Annotated in this window: 13 protein-coding genes and 1 pseudogene; 8 read left to right on the plus strand and 6 right to left on the minus strand. The window is 45.4% G+C overall.

Annotated features, from left to right (window positions below; all coding sequences use genetic code 11):
* Positions 1-287, minus strand: a pseudogene (locus H6G40_RS23520) (IS1/IS1595 family N-terminal zinc-binding domain-containing protein); the annotation flags it as partial.
* A 556-nt stretch (positions 288-843) separates the two neighbouring features.
* On the opposite strand from H6G40_RS23520, the gene cysK reads away from it, so the two are divergent.
* The 6 genes from cysK (at position 844) to H6G40_RS20790 (ending at position 8,872) form a co-directional block, all read left to right on the plus strand.
* Entirely contained in the window at positions 844-1,824 is a 981-nt protein-coding gene (gene cysK, locus H6G40_RS20765; protein WP_190538207.1) for a cysteine synthase A, read from the plus strand.
* Positions 1,821-2,780, plus strand: a complete 960-nt coding sequence (gene epsC, locus H6G40_RS20770; protein WP_123230138.1) for a serine O-acetyltransferase EpsC — start codon at positions 1,821-1,823, stop codon at positions 2,778-2,780. Before cysK ends, epsC begins: the two co-directional genes overlap by 4 nt.
* Positions 2,781-2,858: 78 nt before the next feature.
* Positions 2,859-3,791, plus strand: a complete 933-nt coding sequence (locus tag H6G40_RS20775) for a family 2A encapsulin nanocompartment shell protein (RefSeq protein WP_002735851.1) — start codon at positions 2,859-2,861, stop codon at positions 3,789-3,791.
* Positions 3,757-5,439 (plus strand): family 2A encapsulin nanocompartment cargo protein cysteine desulfurase, encoded by a 1,683-nt coding sequence (locus tag H6G40_RS20780; RefSeq protein WP_242028815.1) that lies wholly within the window; start codon positions 3,757-3,759, stop codon positions 5,437-5,439. The genes H6G40_RS20775 and H6G40_RS20780 overlap by 35 nt, the downstream gene beginning before the upstream one ends.
* Positions 5,440-5,711: 272 nt before the next feature.
* Positions 5,712-8,297, plus strand: a complete 2,586-nt coding sequence (locus tag H6G40_RS20785) for an SUMF1/EgtB/PvdO family nonheme iron enzyme (RefSeq protein ID WP_190538212.1) — start codon at positions 5,712-5,714, stop codon at positions 8,295-8,297.
* Positions 8,298-8,632: 335 nt separating this feature from the next.
* On the plus strand, positions 8,633-8,872 hold the full coding sequence (locus H6G40_RS20790; RefSeq protein ID WP_002797650.1) for a hypothetical protein: 240 nt from the start codon (positions 8,633-8,635) through the stop codon (positions 8,870-8,872).
* Positions 8,873-9,068: 196 nt separating this feature from the next.
* On the opposite strand, the gene H6G40_RS20795 is transcribed toward H6G40_RS20790, so the two are convergent.
* Both H6G40_RS20795 and H6G40_RS20800 read right to left on the minus strand, forming a co-directional pair.
* Entirely contained in the window at positions 9,069-9,401 is a 333-nt protein-coding gene (locus H6G40_RS20795; RefSeq protein WP_069473892.1) for a DUF5615 family PIN-like protein, read from the minus strand.
* Positions 9,391-9,708 carry a DUF433 domain-containing protein gene (locus H6G40_RS20800; RefSeq protein WP_002750425.1) on the minus strand — a complete coding sequence of 106 codons (318 nt, stop codon included), beginning with the start codon at positions 9,706-9,708 and terminating at the stop codon, positions 9,391-9,393. The genes H6G40_RS20795 and H6G40_RS20800 overlap by 11 nt, the downstream gene beginning before the upstream one ends.
* 435 nt (positions 9,709-10,143) lie before the next feature.
* On the opposite strand from H6G40_RS20800, the gene dprA reads away from it, so the two are divergent.
* Positions 10,144-11,292, plus strand: coding sequence for a DNA-processing protein DprA (gene dprA, locus H6G40_RS20805; protein WP_190538208.1), 1,149 nt, complete (start codon positions 10,144-10,146; stop codon positions 11,290-11,292).
* A 66-nt stretch (positions 11,293-11,358) separates the two neighbouring features.
* On the opposite strand, the gene trxA is transcribed toward dprA, so the two are convergent.
* Entirely contained in the window at positions 11,359-11,724 is a 366-nt protein-coding gene (gene trxA / locus H6G40_RS20810) for a thioredoxin (RefSeq protein WP_190538209.1), read from the minus strand.
* Positions 11,725-12,101: 377 nt separating this feature from the next.
* Between trxA and H6G40_RS20815 the strand changes: the two genes are divergently transcribed.
* Positions 12,102-13,307, plus strand: coding sequence for an acetate kinase (locus H6G40_RS20815; protein WP_190538210.1), 1,206 nt, complete (start codon positions 12,102-12,104; stop codon positions 13,305-13,307).
* 3 nt (positions 13,308-13,310) lie between these two features.
* Here H6G40_RS20815 and H6G40_RS20820 read toward each other — a convergent pair whose 3' ends face one another.
* Positions 13,311-13,862, minus strand: coding sequence for an anti-sigma factor family protein (locus tag H6G40_RS20820; protein WP_190538211.1), 552 nt, complete (start codon positions 13,860-13,862; stop codon positions 13,311-13,313).
* A gap of 113 nt (positions 13,863-13,975) precedes the next feature.
* A complete protein-coding gene (locus tag H6G40_RS20825; RefSeq protein ID WP_002735181.1) occupies positions 13,976-14,632 on the minus strand; it encodes a sigma-70 family RNA polymerase sigma factor in 657 nt (218 codons plus the stop codon).
* Positions 14,633-15,133 lie beyond the last annotated feature (501 nt).

Raw genomic sequence — 15,133 nt, forward strand, 5'->3', positions numbered from 1 at the left:
TTATTGTTGACATAATTTTGTAACCATGACCAACTTACCCCTGTTACTCTAGCAATTCCTCGTAAGGAAATTCGTTCGAGCAAGAGTTTATCAATTAATTGCTTGGTTTCGTCAGAGACGGTTTTATTAGTGGGATTGATCACAAACTGACGACCACATTTTTTACATTAACGTTTGGGTTTTCCATTATGAATAGAACCATTCTTGATCCTATGGTGAGAACCACAATTAGGACAGGGGAACGGAGGTGAACTAGGGGGGGGTACTTTGTTCGGTGCTAGACTGATATTTCAGTAAGCCAGACAGGAGCCAGAAAAAGAGATTTATCAGAAAAGTCATGATCAAGCTAGAGGTTTAAAGACTGATCGGGTTCCAATTATTTTTATTAATAAATATTTTACACAATTCATACCAGGTAAGCAAGAGAGCTACGCCACTACTACCGAATCATTACCGGTCTAGATTTTTGACTTCAATTTCTGTTGATTGATTCCTGGTCGAACAGTCCACTCGCCTCAGTTTTCCAATAATTCCTATTTTTTCATAATTAGGGGTTTCAAGACCCCCCTAGCTGGTGCCGAGAAAACCTTCACCAGCTAAGTATTTTTACTCAAGTCTCTGGAGGGGACAGCTTATGTGACAGTTGAGGGTGCGGAATGTGGGTTTGATTCTTCCACCTCAGCGGCCGACCCCGCTTGATTGTAAAGATTTGTTTAGCTTAACCAGAGGTTGATAGTGCGTAGGCTAAGGTGAATTGTAAATGGATTCAAAATGAATTTCAAATGAATTCAAGATGAGCCAATCTGGTGAACTGTCGTATTTTGATCATGGAGTTGCCATTTTGTGAGTAAGAAATGGTTCGCAGATAACAGTTTGTCGATCGGGCGGACTCCTCTAGTGCGCCTTAATCGAATCGTTGGCAACAATCACGCCACGGTTCTGGCCAAGATTGAAGGTCGCAATCCGGCCTATTCGGTCAAATGTCGTATTGGTGCGGCCATGATCTGGGATGCAGAACAACGGGGACTATTGGGGCCGGGCAAAGAACTGGTGGAACCCACCAGTGGCAATACAGGCATTGCCCTGGCCTTTGTAGCCGCCGCTAAGGGGATTCCCCTAACCCTGACCATGCCTGAAACCATGAGCTTGGAGCGGCGCAAACTGTTGCTCGCCTATGGAGCCAATCTGGTGTTAACAGAAGGGACTAAAGGCATGACTGGAGCGGTGGCAAAGGCAGAAGAAATTGCCGCGTCTAATCCCACTCGCTATGTGTTGTTGCAACAGTTCCGTAATGCTGCCAATCCCCGCATCCATGAGGAAACCACCGGCCCCGAAATTTGGCAGGACACAGATGGGGCGATCGATATTCTCGTGTCGGGTGTGGGAACGGGCGGAACCATTACGGGAGTTTCGCGCTATATCAAAAAAACCCAAGGAAAACCGATTTTATCGGTAGCGGTGGAGCCAGAAGCCAGCCCCATACTATCCCAAGCCCGGGCAGGTCAGCCCTTAAAGTCTGGCCCTCACAAAATTCAGGGCATTGGGGCGGGGTTTGTTCCCGAAGTTCTGGATTTATCCCTCGTGGATGGGATTGAAACCGTTTCCAACGAAGAGGCCATTCTTTATACCCAACGGTTGGCCAAGGAAGAAGGGATTATCTCCGGCATTTCCTGCGGTGCCGCCGTCGCCGTCGCCGCTCGTTTGGCACAACAACCCGAACACCAAGGCAAAACCATTGTCGTGATTTTGCCAGATTCCGGAGAACGGTATTTGAGTTCCATCCTGTTCCAGGGGGTATTTAATGAGCAAGGGTTAGTGGCATGACGAGCGAGCATCCGAGCAGTTCCAGCGCTCTCTCCCAACCCACCTTGTCCTTGGATCTCGATGAAATTATCGCTCAATTGTCCAAACCTCGTGGCGAGTCGTTCCACAGTTGGTCTCAATCACGAAGCCATTTCCCCTTGCCCTCCCGTGAGGCCTTATTTCGGATTGTTGATCGACTGCGTGCCGTTCTTTTTCCCTATCACTTTGGCAATCCCGATTTAGGCGAAACGTCCAGCCGCTATTTTATCGGTCATACCCTCAATGAAGTCTTGCAACTGCTGCATCACCAGGTTTGTCGTGAACAGTGGTTGCTGGGGTCGCAGTTGCACTGGTCGTCAGACCAGATTGAGACGCACGCCCAAGGAACGGTACAAGCCTTTGCCACTCAATTACCCCATCTGAAGGCTCTACTGGAAACCGATATCACGGCGGCCTATCGAGGTGATCCGGCGGCCAGAAATTTAGATGAAGTATTGTTTTGTTACCCCGGGGTAACGGCAATCACTTATCACCGCATTGCCCATGCCCTGTATCGGTTGGACTCGCCCCTGTTGGCGCGGATTATCAGTGAAATTGGTCATTCCTTAACGGGGATTGACATTCACCCCGGGGCGTCGATTGGCAATAGCTTCTTTATCGATCATGGGACGGGGGTTGTGATTGGGGCCACCACGGTGATTGGCGATCGCGTGCGCCTTTACCAAGCGGTCACGCTCGGGGCGAAAAGTTTTCCCCGGGACGAATCGGGCAGTTTAATCAAAGGTCAAGCCCGTCATCCGATTATTGAAGATGATGTGGTGATTTACTCAGGTGCAACGATTCTCGGTCGGGTAACTATCGGTCGGGGCGCCACCATCGGTGGAAATGTTTGGTTAACCCGCAGTGTGCCGCCGGGGGGTTTTGTCTCCCAGGCGCAACTACGACAGGAAATGTTTGATGACGGCTCGGGAATTTGAGGGGCTGTCCGGGCTGTGAATGTTCGGCCATAACAGTCGCTTTGTTACTTTTTTTTTTGAATTGGAGGATTTAACTCAATGACCTATACCCAAGATCATGAATTGCAACTGGCTTTGGGAGATGCTGCCGCTCGGCAGTTGGCCAATGCCACAAAGACCGTTCCTCAGTTATTGACCATTTCGCCCCGGTGGTTCGTTCGCCTCTTGCATTGGCTACCCGTTGAAGCGGGGATTTATCGTCTCAACAAAGTCAGGGATGCCTCCCGGGTTGAGGTGGCTTGCTCTGAACGAGATGAGCGGGAGCTGCCCGAAACCTTTGTGGATTACGAAGAGAACCCCCGGGAGTATTTCTTGAGTGCGGTGAATACGGTACTGGATGTTCACACTCGCGTGTCCGATCTCTACAGCAGTCCCCACGATCAGATCCATGAACAATTGCGCCTGACGATTGAAACGCTGAAGGAACGTCAAGAAAATGAGTTGATCAACAACCATGAGTACGGATTGCTCAACAATATTGTTGATTCCCAGAAAGTGCAACCTCGCAATGGTGCGCCCACGCCGGACGATTTGGATGAGTTGCTGGTGAAGGTGTGGAAAGAACCGGCATTTTTCCTCGCCCATCCTAAAGCGATCGCGGCCTTTGGCCGAGAAGCAACCCGACGGGGTGTACCCCCTGCTACGGTGTCATTATTCGGGTCTCAGTTTATTACTTGGCGGGGCGTGCCTTTGATTCCTTCCGATAAGTTGGCCGTGAATGAACAAGGCAAAACCAATATTTTGTTATTGCGGGTAGGAGAAAGCCGTCAAGGGGTGGTCGGTCTCTATCAGCCCAATTTACCCGGTCAACAGGGAGTTGGCTTGTCGGTGCGATTTATGGGGATTAGTCGCAAGGCGATCGCCTCTTACCTGGTCTCCCTCTACTGTTCGTTGGCAGTGTTGACCGACGACGCAGCGGCCGTACTGGAGAACGTTGATGTCAACCAATACCACATCTACGACTATGACTAACCCTGAACTGATCCCTGAAAAGGCGGGGGGGAATCTACCCTCTGTATCCCCGCCCACCACTGCCCCAACTGAGGTCGAGAACATTTCTCTTAACCCCTTATTCCAACCTGACCTTCTTGAGCATCTCGCCCAGACGATAATTCAAGAACTACAACGGCACGACCTTAAGGCCGAGGTGGCGAAGGGGTTGAGTCCAGACCGGGATTATCTGGTGCCATCCACCCCCGCAACTTCCCCAGCTGCTGTGGGCGAACGGCCCACAGTTCCCTTGGCTGTACCCTTAGCCACCCCCTCTTTCTACTTCATTGAAGAGTTAGAAACAAACATCCCCGACCTTCCGGCGGTAGTGGCCAAACCGGGCCAGCTTGTTCAAGTCCCAGCGATCGATCCCCTTTTTGTCCCCCATGCCAGCGGGCGAAGCGTTCAACGACCCAGCTTCTTTGATGTTCATACCGTTCGCCTGGATTTTCCTATCCTGCAAGAACGGGTGAATGGCAAACCGCTGATCTGGTTCGACAATGCCGCAACAACTCAAAAGCCCCAAGCAGTCATCGATCGCCTCGTTCATTTCTACAGCCATGAAAATTCCAATGTGCATCGTGCCGCCCATGAATTAGCGGCCCGTTCCACAGATGCTTACGAAGCGGCCAGAGAAACGGTACGCCGTTTTCTCAATGCCTCATCTGCTAACGAAATCATTTTCGTGCGGGGAACAACGGAAGGCATTAATCTGGTGGCAAAAAGCTGGGGACAACAAACCCTGCAAGCGGGGGATGAGATTGTCCTCACCCATCTAGAACACCATGCCAATATTGTGCCTTGGCAGCAACTAGCCGCCCAAACGGGAGCAAAATTGCGGGTTGTCCCCGTCGATGACCACGGGCAGATTTTACTGGCAGAGTACCAACAATTACTCAACTCCCGCACAAAACTGGTGGCTTTTTCCCATGTTTCCAATGCCTTGGGAACCATTACCCCCGCCAAACAAATCATTGACTTGGCCCATCGGGTCGGGGCCAAAGTCTTGTTAGATGGCGCTCAATCGGTTTCCCACATTCCGATCGATGTTCAACAATTAGGGTGTGATTGGTTCGTCTTTTCCGGGCATAAAGTCTTTGGTCCCACAGGGATCGGGGTACTTTATGGTCAAGAAGACCTGTTAAATGCCACGGTTCCCTGGCAAAGCGGCGGCAACATGATCGTGGATGTGACGTTTGAGCGTACCGTGTATCAGGCGGCTCCCACTCGTTTTGAGGCTGGAACGGGCAATATTGCCGATGCCGTTGGCTTAGGGACGGCCTTGGATTATGTTCAGCAGATTGGTTTGACCACCATTGCCAATTACGAGCATGAACTTCTGGAGTACGCCACTGCGGGACTGACAACCATCCCGGGCCTGCGTTTGATTGGGACGGCAGCCGATAAGGCCGGCGTGCTTTCCTTTGTGCTAGAGGGATTTGATGTGGAAGTGATTGGACAAGCCCTGAATCGGGAAGGGATTGCCGTGCGGGCAGGCCATCACTGCGCTCAACCTATTCTGCGACGCTTTGGTTTAGAGGCAACGGTGCGCCCTTCCTTGGCTTTCTACAATACTAAAGCCGAGGTGGATGCGCTGGTGGCTGCGTTGGAACGTCTGCAACACCAATAAACTGACGGTCATGGGTGGGGCAGCTTGTACACCTATTCCAGTTCTCCCTAAACTGCCACCTATTTAAAATGTATAGGAGGGTGGGGAGCGGGTTTTTCAAGTTGGATTGGGAGTTAATTCTCTTATTAAAAACGGATTGGTCTGACTTTCCTAAAGAGGCAAAAGGGGGAATAAATAATCAGTTTTTAATAACCAGATTTAGTATAATTAGAACCACTTACTTAGGGTAATCTATTTTACTCTCCCTTCTCTGTCACCTAAAAATGACTACCATGTCCGATTCTCCTGAATCTATCCGCAATACTAGCGTCAGCGATCAAGCTACTAATAATGATGCTCTCGGATTTGAGCCTTATGTAATAGCGATCGCTGAATTTTTGTTGCATGAGCAGACACAACCACCCCTAACTTTATCGGTTGAGGGAGAGTGGGGTAGTGGCAAGTCTTCTTTTATGAAAATGTTAGAGGAATATTTACGAAAAAAGGGAGGTCGGACGGTTTGGTTTAATGCTTGGCGAGACGATAAAGCGGAGTCGGTATGGGCAGCTTTTGCGCTGTCTTTTATTAAGCAGATTTCTACGCCCAAAAATTGGCGAGATTTGCCTCGAATTATCCTAGGATACTTTAAATTACAATTATTGCGTTTTAACCTAGAAAAAGGCTTATTTGAATTAATTAAAGCTTTACCATTAATAATTTTTGTGATTTGTGCCTCAATTGCCATTCCTTTTATTTTAATCATTTATGGAGTTGAAGGAATTAACGAATTAATCAGAGCAACAACCTCTCAAGATGTTTTTTGGAGCAAAATTAATTCAGTTGTTAAGTTATTATTTACTGCGGTCAGTTTAACCTTATCAGGAGCAGGTATTTTCGCTGGTATTAAGAGTTTATTGAGAAATTTTCAAAGGTTACTACAAAACCCCAAAAACAACCTAATTAAATACATAGAAGCCCCAGATTATAAAAAACAATCGGCATTTGTAGAAGAATTTCATGAAGATTTTGCTAAAATTGTTGATGCTTATATTGGCAATGATCGGGTATATGTATTTATTGACGATTTAGATCGTTGTGAACATCCAAAATCAGCGGACTTGATGCAAGCGATTAACTTGATGATTGCTGATGATCCTTCAGTGGTGTTTATTTTAGGAATGGACAGAGAAAAAGTAGCCGCTAGTTTAGCGGTAAAATACGAAAACATTCTCAAGTATTTACCGTCGGAAACCACAGAAATTGATCCTGATATTTTAGCGAGACGTAGTGCTAATAAAGGGTTAGCTTATGGTTATACCTTTATTGAAAAGTTTGTCCAGCTTCCCTTTTTAGTTCCCCAACCATCCCAGTCAGATTTTGAGCGTTTTTTGACTCAGCTTGCTACTTCAACTCCTCCCAATTTACAGCCAGCTAAACCTCATTTTACATTTTTTCAGTCATTCTGGGGTAAGTTTAAGTTAGCTTTACCCCGGAGAAATAATTCGCAAAAGCATCTCACTTCCCCAACAAGTAATCAGACAAGTGATTTAAACAACTCGTCTCCAGATAATCCTTCGATAGAATCCGAACAAACCGAAAAAGAGAAAGCACGAGCATCTGTAATTAAGCGATTAGAGCGAGAGCGGAATGTCATTATGATGGTAGCTCCCGCATTGGATTACAATCCGCGACGGATTAAACACTTTATCAATGTCTTTCGTCTCAAGGTTTATATCGCTAATGAAACTGGTTTATTTTTTGAGAAGCGAGACGAGAATTATTATTTGTTAGAGCCTTCTTTGACTTTTGAAAAGTTAGGCAAATTTACTGCGATTAGTTTAAAATGGCCATTGTTATTATCAGATTTAGAAAATGATAAGCAAATTTTAGCAAAATTAGAAGAATTTGCACTAGATGAAGAAAAAACCAAAGAATATGAAGAGTCGATTCGCTATTGGGGTAGTCATACTAAGCTTAAAGCTTTAATGGCTTACGGTCATGAAAAATCGGCAGCTAACTCTAAATTTAGCTTGGCAGAGGTAAATGTTGATAAATTATTACAAGTATCACCCAAGGTAATTCGGGTACCTTATCAATCGGGTGTTTATTCAGCTAGTGGGCCTATTCAACGAAAACAAATTTCCAAAAATATAAAAATTAGCCAAAATATTCCCTCATTGCCTCCAGACTTTAACCTAGAAATGGTGGATATACCCGCCGGTAAATTTAACATGGGTTCTAATGAGTATGACCAGGAAAAACCGATACATGAAGTAATTGTGCCAGCATTTCAGATAGGCAAATATCCTATCACCCAAGCACAGTATCAAGCAGTGATGGGAACCAATCTTTCCAGGTTTTCAGGAAATCCCCAGAACCCGGTAGAATTTGTTACTTGGTTTAATGCTCAAGCTTTTTGTGAAAAATTGAGCCAGTTAACCGGAAAAAACTACCGTTTGCCTACAGAAGCAGAATGGGAATATGCCTGTCGCGCTGGTACAAAAACCCGATTTAGTTTTGGCGATGATAAAGAGCAACTAGGAGATTATGCCTGGTTGACTGTTAATTCAAATAATACGACCCATCCTGTTGGGGAAAAACAGCCTAATCCTTGGGGAATCTATGATATGCACGGCAATGTTTGGGAATGGTGTGCTGATTCATATCATGAAAGTTATGCTGACAAACCAGACAATATTAAAGAAAATGGCAGTATTCCATGGACAGATAACAATATAACTAATGCGTCATCAATAATACGGCGTGGCGGTTCGTGGTTCCGCGACTCTTTGGCCTATAGCTCAGCATATCGAGGCAGAAGCGTTGCCGAAATTTGCAACCACGATATCGGTTTTCGTGTTGTGTGCGATCTCCCCTAATCAGTTAACAGTTAACTTTTATCAGTTGGGGGCCACTATTGGCGCAATAATATTATTGTAGGGGCGAATTGCATTCGCCCTCTTTGAATAACTTCTACTGCTCACCTATAGGTGAGGGAAAGTCACAAATAGGAGATGCAGCCGATAATTTTCTGGAAATATAGTCTTTAAACCCTTGTCTGGCAAAACTACAAGGAATAATCAGCACTAATTATCACACAAAATCGAGGAGAGCCATAGGGCGAGCCTGAGAATGGAGATCGCTGTAGTTGCCCATCACCGCTTTTCAAGGTTACTTTAATGTTAGAATCGAATCACTTCTTTTAGGTTTTGCTATGCGTGCGATTGAAACCACTGGTATCCTCAATACCCAAGGACAAATTCAACTTGATCATCCTATTCCCCAAGAAAAAGATCGGTTTGTGCGCGTCATTCTTTTGATGTCGGAGGATGAACTGAACGAAAAAAACTGGCTAGATGCCGTTTCCCATAACCCTAGCTTTGCTTTTCTGCAAGATACCGAAGAAGATATTTATACCCTTAACGATGGACAACCTGTAACTAATGAAGGGTAAAATCGTATTAATTCGATTTCCCTTCGACGATTTATCTTCCAGTAAGGTTCGTCCTGCTTATTGCCTAACCAATCAAATTGGAGGCTATCAACATAACCCATGCCGCACAGGATTGTAATGAATATAATCACAGTGTAAAGATTCAATCTTGTAAATTGCGTTACCCAACCTACCTTTTTTCTCTGAATTATGATTTTTATAAAAACTCAACATTTTTATACATATAATCAGGCTCTAAACATTCCCAAATTAAAACTAAATTACTAATAATTTTGCCAATAGATTGACGTTGATGTGAATAAATAATCCCCCAATGCTCTAATCCCATTGAAGACAAAACCAGAAAATCATCATCAAAAGTAAAAATGACTCGGCCTTGCGATAAAGCATAAGCTAATTGTTCCTCATCGGAAGACCCCATCAGTCCTTTTTCTGGAGAAGTTGTAACATCAATCCCTCGCATTCTTAAACCTTTAGCGATCGCATTAGAGACGCTTTCATCTAGGTGAAACTTAAGCTTATTGGCCATTATTTCCCTTTAAAAGTTTTTCGACCAATGAAGGTTTATCCCCTTGTAACTGTTTAGCAAAATTTTCGCTGGATTCAATATCTTGGCGAATTTCTTCTCGATGATCATGGTAATAAGCTAAAGCTGCATAAACATCAGCTAAAGTAATCGTTGGATAATTATAAACAATTTCATCAGGACACATCGCCATTCTTTCATGCCAAATAACAATGTCTTGTACCTTAATACGATGTCCAGCAATACGAGGTTTACCGCCACAAACACCGGGTGTTACTTCAATATGCTGTTTAAGCACTAAAGATGACATAATAACTCATTTACTCTACTTCTAGATATCCTAGCATTTTTCTTGAAAAAACGCAACCACCGATCTTTTAGGATACGTTACCTAACGTGCCTTTTAATGTGAAACATTTTAGACATTTTCATATTATTATCCGTTACGCTATGCTAACATATTCTACCGTTACTGCTACAATTGGCTCCAAAGACCACTATAACCAACTAAAACCATGACTCAAGCCACTTTTGCAGAAATACTAGAAGCAACCGAACAACTTCCCCCAGAAGATCAAGAACAACTGATTCACATTTTAAAAAAGTGAAAGACATGGACGAGGCTCAACAATACCTCAACAACTAATGGAAGGGATTCCGGCAAGATTAAAATAAATTAAGGTCATCTGGCCGCAGTCAGTTTTAACCGACTGAAAATATTACTTGGTTTGAGGAGCTTTTTAAATTGACAGACGATCGCGTTTATTGGTTAGCATGGTCAAGTATTGCTGGAGTTGGGTCAATTTCCCTGAAGCGACTCTATCAACATTTTGGCAGTGTCGCTGTGGCCTGGAATGCCACCGATACTGCGATCGCAGAAGTGGCGGGATTTGGCAAAAAGTCAATGGTAGCGGTACGGGAGGGGCGATCGCAAATTGACCCAGAAGCTCTTTTCGCCGAACATATCCAGAAAAACCCCCTTTTTTGGACCCCTAGCGACCCAGAATATCCCCGCTTTCTCTGGGAAATTCCCAGTCCTCCCCCCTTACTTTACTATCAAGGAAAGGTCAATTTAGAGGAAAATCAGGGAAATATCCCCACCGTCGCCATTGTGGGTACTCGTAACCCCACGGATCACGGCCGGCGCTGGGCGCGGCGCTTAAGTACCCTTTTGGCCCAACAGGGATTTACTATTGTTTCTGGGATGGCCGAAGGAATTGATGGCGAGGCACACCAAAGCTGTTTAAAAGCAGGGGGAAGAACGATTGCCGTCTTGGGAACGGGGGTCGATGTGGTTTATCCTAGTCGTCATCGGCAGCTACACGCGGACATCCAAAAGCAGGGTTTAGTCATTAGTGAACATCCTGCGGCAACTCAACCGAATAAAGCTCATTTTCCCAGTCGTAATCGCATTATCGCCGGTTTAAGTCGCGCGACTATTGTTATCGAGGCCCCCGAAAGGTCAGGCTCCCTGATTACGGCCAGTTATGCCAACGAATTTGGCGGCGATATCTATGCTTTACCCAATTCTCCCGATATTGCCACCGCTAGGGGTTGTTTACAACTGATTCATCAGGGAGCAGAAATTATCGTTTCTGAGGAGAAATTACTACAAATGTTGGGGGCAATTCCCACCAAGAACCAATCTGCACCGGTTAATCCGTCCCCTTCACCCCCTCTAGAGACATCCCCGGTCGTTAATGCTGCTCCTCCAGTCAATCTAGAACCTAGACTAGCACAAGTGTATCAGTTATTTGACAGAGATGCCCTGTTGTTTGACATTATTGTTCAAAAAATGCAAATCCCCACCTCAGAAGTGGCGGGGATCTTATTGGAATTAGAATTAATGGGTTTAGTGACTCAGTTACCCGGTATGCGTTACCAGAAAACCTAGTTAACCCCCAAATGCTTATTTAGGGTATTAGCTAAAGTAGTTTTCGGTGCAGCCCCGACCACTAGATCAACTTTTTGACCCCTTTTGAGGATCATCAGGTTTCAGGTGTTTGTCTATGGTATTAGCTAAAGTGGTTTTCGGTACAGCCCCGACCACCGTATCAACTTTTTGACCTTCTTTGAAGATCATCAGAGTAGGAATACTGCGAATCCCGTACTGACTAGCGATAATGGGGTTTTCGTCGGTGTTGAGTTTCACCACCTTGACTTGCCCTTTGAAGTCTTTGGCAATTTCTTCGACAACGGGAGCCACCATTCGACAGGGGCCGCACCAAGGAGCCCAGAAATCCACTAGGACAAGGTTGGCACTATCTAAAACTTCATCTTTAAAGGTGGCATCTGTAACGGCAGTAACGGCAGTAACCTCTGACATACTTAAGAAATCCTCTAGTAATCACGGTTATCTAGAATACGCAAAAATTCCATTCTAGAGATTCGTGGTGCGATGTTGACATTCCACTGGTGAAAAGGACGAGAACTAGCTCTAAATCCACTTTAGAGGCCTTAACTTGCATCAGAGGTAGCTTCTTGGATCAATTTCACAAGGGGCATTCTTGTATTTTATAACCCTAGAGGCTCTATTTTGACTTTTTTTTGATAAAGTTTTGTAATATTGCCCGAGTCAAGCATGGGTGATGGCGGCCAGATAAAATTTTCCTGAAGAAAAACCCCAAAAGTAATCGATTTTATCTAGGCTTAACCTGATTTTGATTATGATCAACACAAGCCACCTCCTAATTGAGCTTTGCCATGAAAATTCTGGTCTTAAATGCGGGATCGAGCAGTCAAAAAAGTTGTTTATACGATTTAGATATTCTCCCCTGCCATCCTCCGCAACCGATTTGGGCAGCGGGGATCGATTGGACGGTTAACCCTGATTACGCGGTTTTAACGGTAAAAGCTCAGGGAATTAAACAGGAAATTAATCTTTCTAGTCAGGATCGTCCGGCGGCAATTGCTCGGATGTTAGATACCTTAGTAACTGGAACAACTAAGGTGGTGGCCAATCTCACCGACATTAGTATAGTCGGTCATCGAGTTGTCCATGGTGGCACAGAATATTCCCAGGCAACCATGATCACTCCCCAAGTCAAAGAAACGATTAAAAAGCTGATCCCCCTTGCTCCTAGCCATAATCCCGCTCATTTAGAAGGAATTGAAGCAATCGAGCAAGTTTTGGGCGATGTTCCTCAAGTAGCAGTGTTTGACACCGCTTTTCATCGTTCTATCCCTCCTGAGTCTTCTCTTTATCCCATTCCCTACCAATGGAGTGAACTGGGAATCCGTCGCTATGGTTTCCATGGCACCAGTCATCAATACTGCTCCCAACGGGCCGCCGAATTGTTGGGAAAACCCCTAGAATCCTTGAAAATGGTCATCTGTCATCTAGGCAATGGCGCTTCCCTATCGGCAGTCAAGGGGGGTAAAAGTATCGATACCACCATGGGATTTACTCCCCTAGAGGGATTGATGATGGGAACCCGCAGCGGTTCGATCGATCCAGGGATTCTGATTTATCTAGAGCGAGAATATCAATATAATCCCGATAGTTTAAATAGCTTACTCAATAAAGAATCGGGTTTAAAGGGAATTTCGGGTATTTCTGGGGATATGCGGGCAATTACCACGGCAATGGCCGAAGGCAACCAGAGGGCAAAATTAGCATTTGAGATGTATATTCATCGTCTGAAAAGTTTAATCGGATCGATGATTGCTTCTCTAGAGGGGTTAGATGTCTTGGTATTTACGGCAGGAATCGGCGAAAATTCAGCTTTAGTACGGGAAAAAGCCAGTCAAGGCTGGTCTTTTTTGGGTTTAAAGTTAGATTTGGCTAAAAATGCCGCTCGTCCCCAGGATGAGGATATCGCCACCGACACATCTAAAGTACGCGTGATGGTAATTGCTACGGCGGAAGATTGGGCGATCGCACGAGAATGCTGGCATTTATCTCCATAGACCTTACCTTTGACCATTCTCTTTTGGTTGTTCCGCTGCGGGAATCTCTATAATCGGATGGTTGAGAGCAATCATCAAATGGTCTCCCTCTTGGCTAATACTGCTCGGACTGCTCGCCATTTGGGAGAGGGGATCATTGCGTCCCGAGACGAAGTAGGAGCCAACAGCGATCGCCATAGCGGCGAAAATCGCGCCACCATAAACATAATATTGCCGACGACGCTGACTATCGACTTTTCTGAACACCTGTTCTGCCAATCGGTCGCCGGCCATAGTAGCCGGTACGGGGATTTGCCTTAAATTAGCTTGTAATCCCAAGAGCTGCCGATAGAGTTTTTTAGCAGCAGCATCATGGTCTAACCAATGCTGAACTAGCTTTCTTTCCTCTAGCGTTACTTCGTTATCAATATAGGCACTAATTAAATCGAAACGATGAGCTTCTTCGTTATCCTCATCTGAGAATAAAATATCCTCGGTTGCGGAGTTGCAATCGCTGTCATCGCGACGTAACAAAGACTTGATCCATTGAACGTCTTCGGGTTGATAATTATTCATGGTTGACCTCGACCAGAAGCGATCGGTATGCAATCACTTTTCACCAGCACGGAGCTAGTTAAATTTAACGACTCCTCACTTCGGCCGTTAGTGCCGAATCACCACAATATTCTTTAGCCTTCAGTAAAATAGGGCTGTAAAACAGATTGTAATTTAGCGCGAGCGCGAGCAATGCGAGATTTAACAGTTCCTAAAGAAACTCCCGTCATCTCGGCAATTTCTTCGTAGGCCATACCTTCAATTTCCCGGAGAATAATAGTTGTCCGAAAAGCTTCTGGCAAATCAGCGATCGCCGCTTGTAATTGATCGTAGAATTCGTGGGTGGTGAGATGTTCATCGGGACTGGGGTAATCGGACTCGATATCCCAATCGATTTCGCCATCTTCCACGCGTCGGGGAGCATCGAGGGAAATGGGGTGATTAACCCGCTTGCGTTTCCGCAATTCGTCGTAAAAAAGATTAGTAGCAATGCGACTTAACCAACCGCGGAACTTGAGGGGTTCATGGAGACGGTTAATATTGCGATAGACGCGAATCCAGACCTCTTGAGCCAAATCAGCGCGATCTTGCCAATCGGGAGCCAAATGATAGAGTAATTTATCAACATGAGCCTGATAGCGCCGCAGCAGTTCCGCAAAAGCTGCCCGATCCGGCTGACACCCTTCCTGACAGCGTGCAATTAGATCGTAGTTGGAGAGTTTGTCAGGGGACACGGGGTTTTGAGACTTTTTGGCCTCAAGTGACCAAGATGCTGGAATCGATTGACTCATGGGATTTCCTCAAGGGTATAAGCTCCTCACTCAGAGGTTGAGGACGGGAGAAGTCAGTAAAGGTTCCCGAAAATAAATAATTTTTTTCCCATGTTTTGATTCTAACTGATCGAACCGAGTTCCTGGACTGAGATTTGCTCGGGGCATTCAATGTTTGACCTTCTCGTTCGACTACGGGGCTGAAAACCTTACTAAGCAGTTATTTCAGCCACTGCATCCCTATTTGATGCCTAAACAGTTCCCACCTATGAGAAACGCTGTCACCGCCATCGAGAGCTAATTAGAACAAAATTACTAGACAAAAACAACCCACCAGAAAAAGGGGAAATAGCTGAAAAGCTTACGTGGCAAGGGATAGAAAAAAGATCAAAAAATTTTGCCAAAAGGGGTTGACAAACCAGGGGAAGTTAGATACATTGGTAAATGCGCGGTTGAAGCAAAGCGAAAGCGAAGCGAAACAAACGACGCTGGAACCTAGACAAAACAATAGTTTGAAAGCCA

This window comes from Microcystis viridis FACHB-1342 (genome assembly GCF_014698335.1).
Classification (GTDB): domain Bacteria; phylum Cyanobacteriota; class Cyanobacteriia; order Cyanobacteriales; family Microcystaceae; genus Microcystis; species Microcystis ichthyoblabe_A.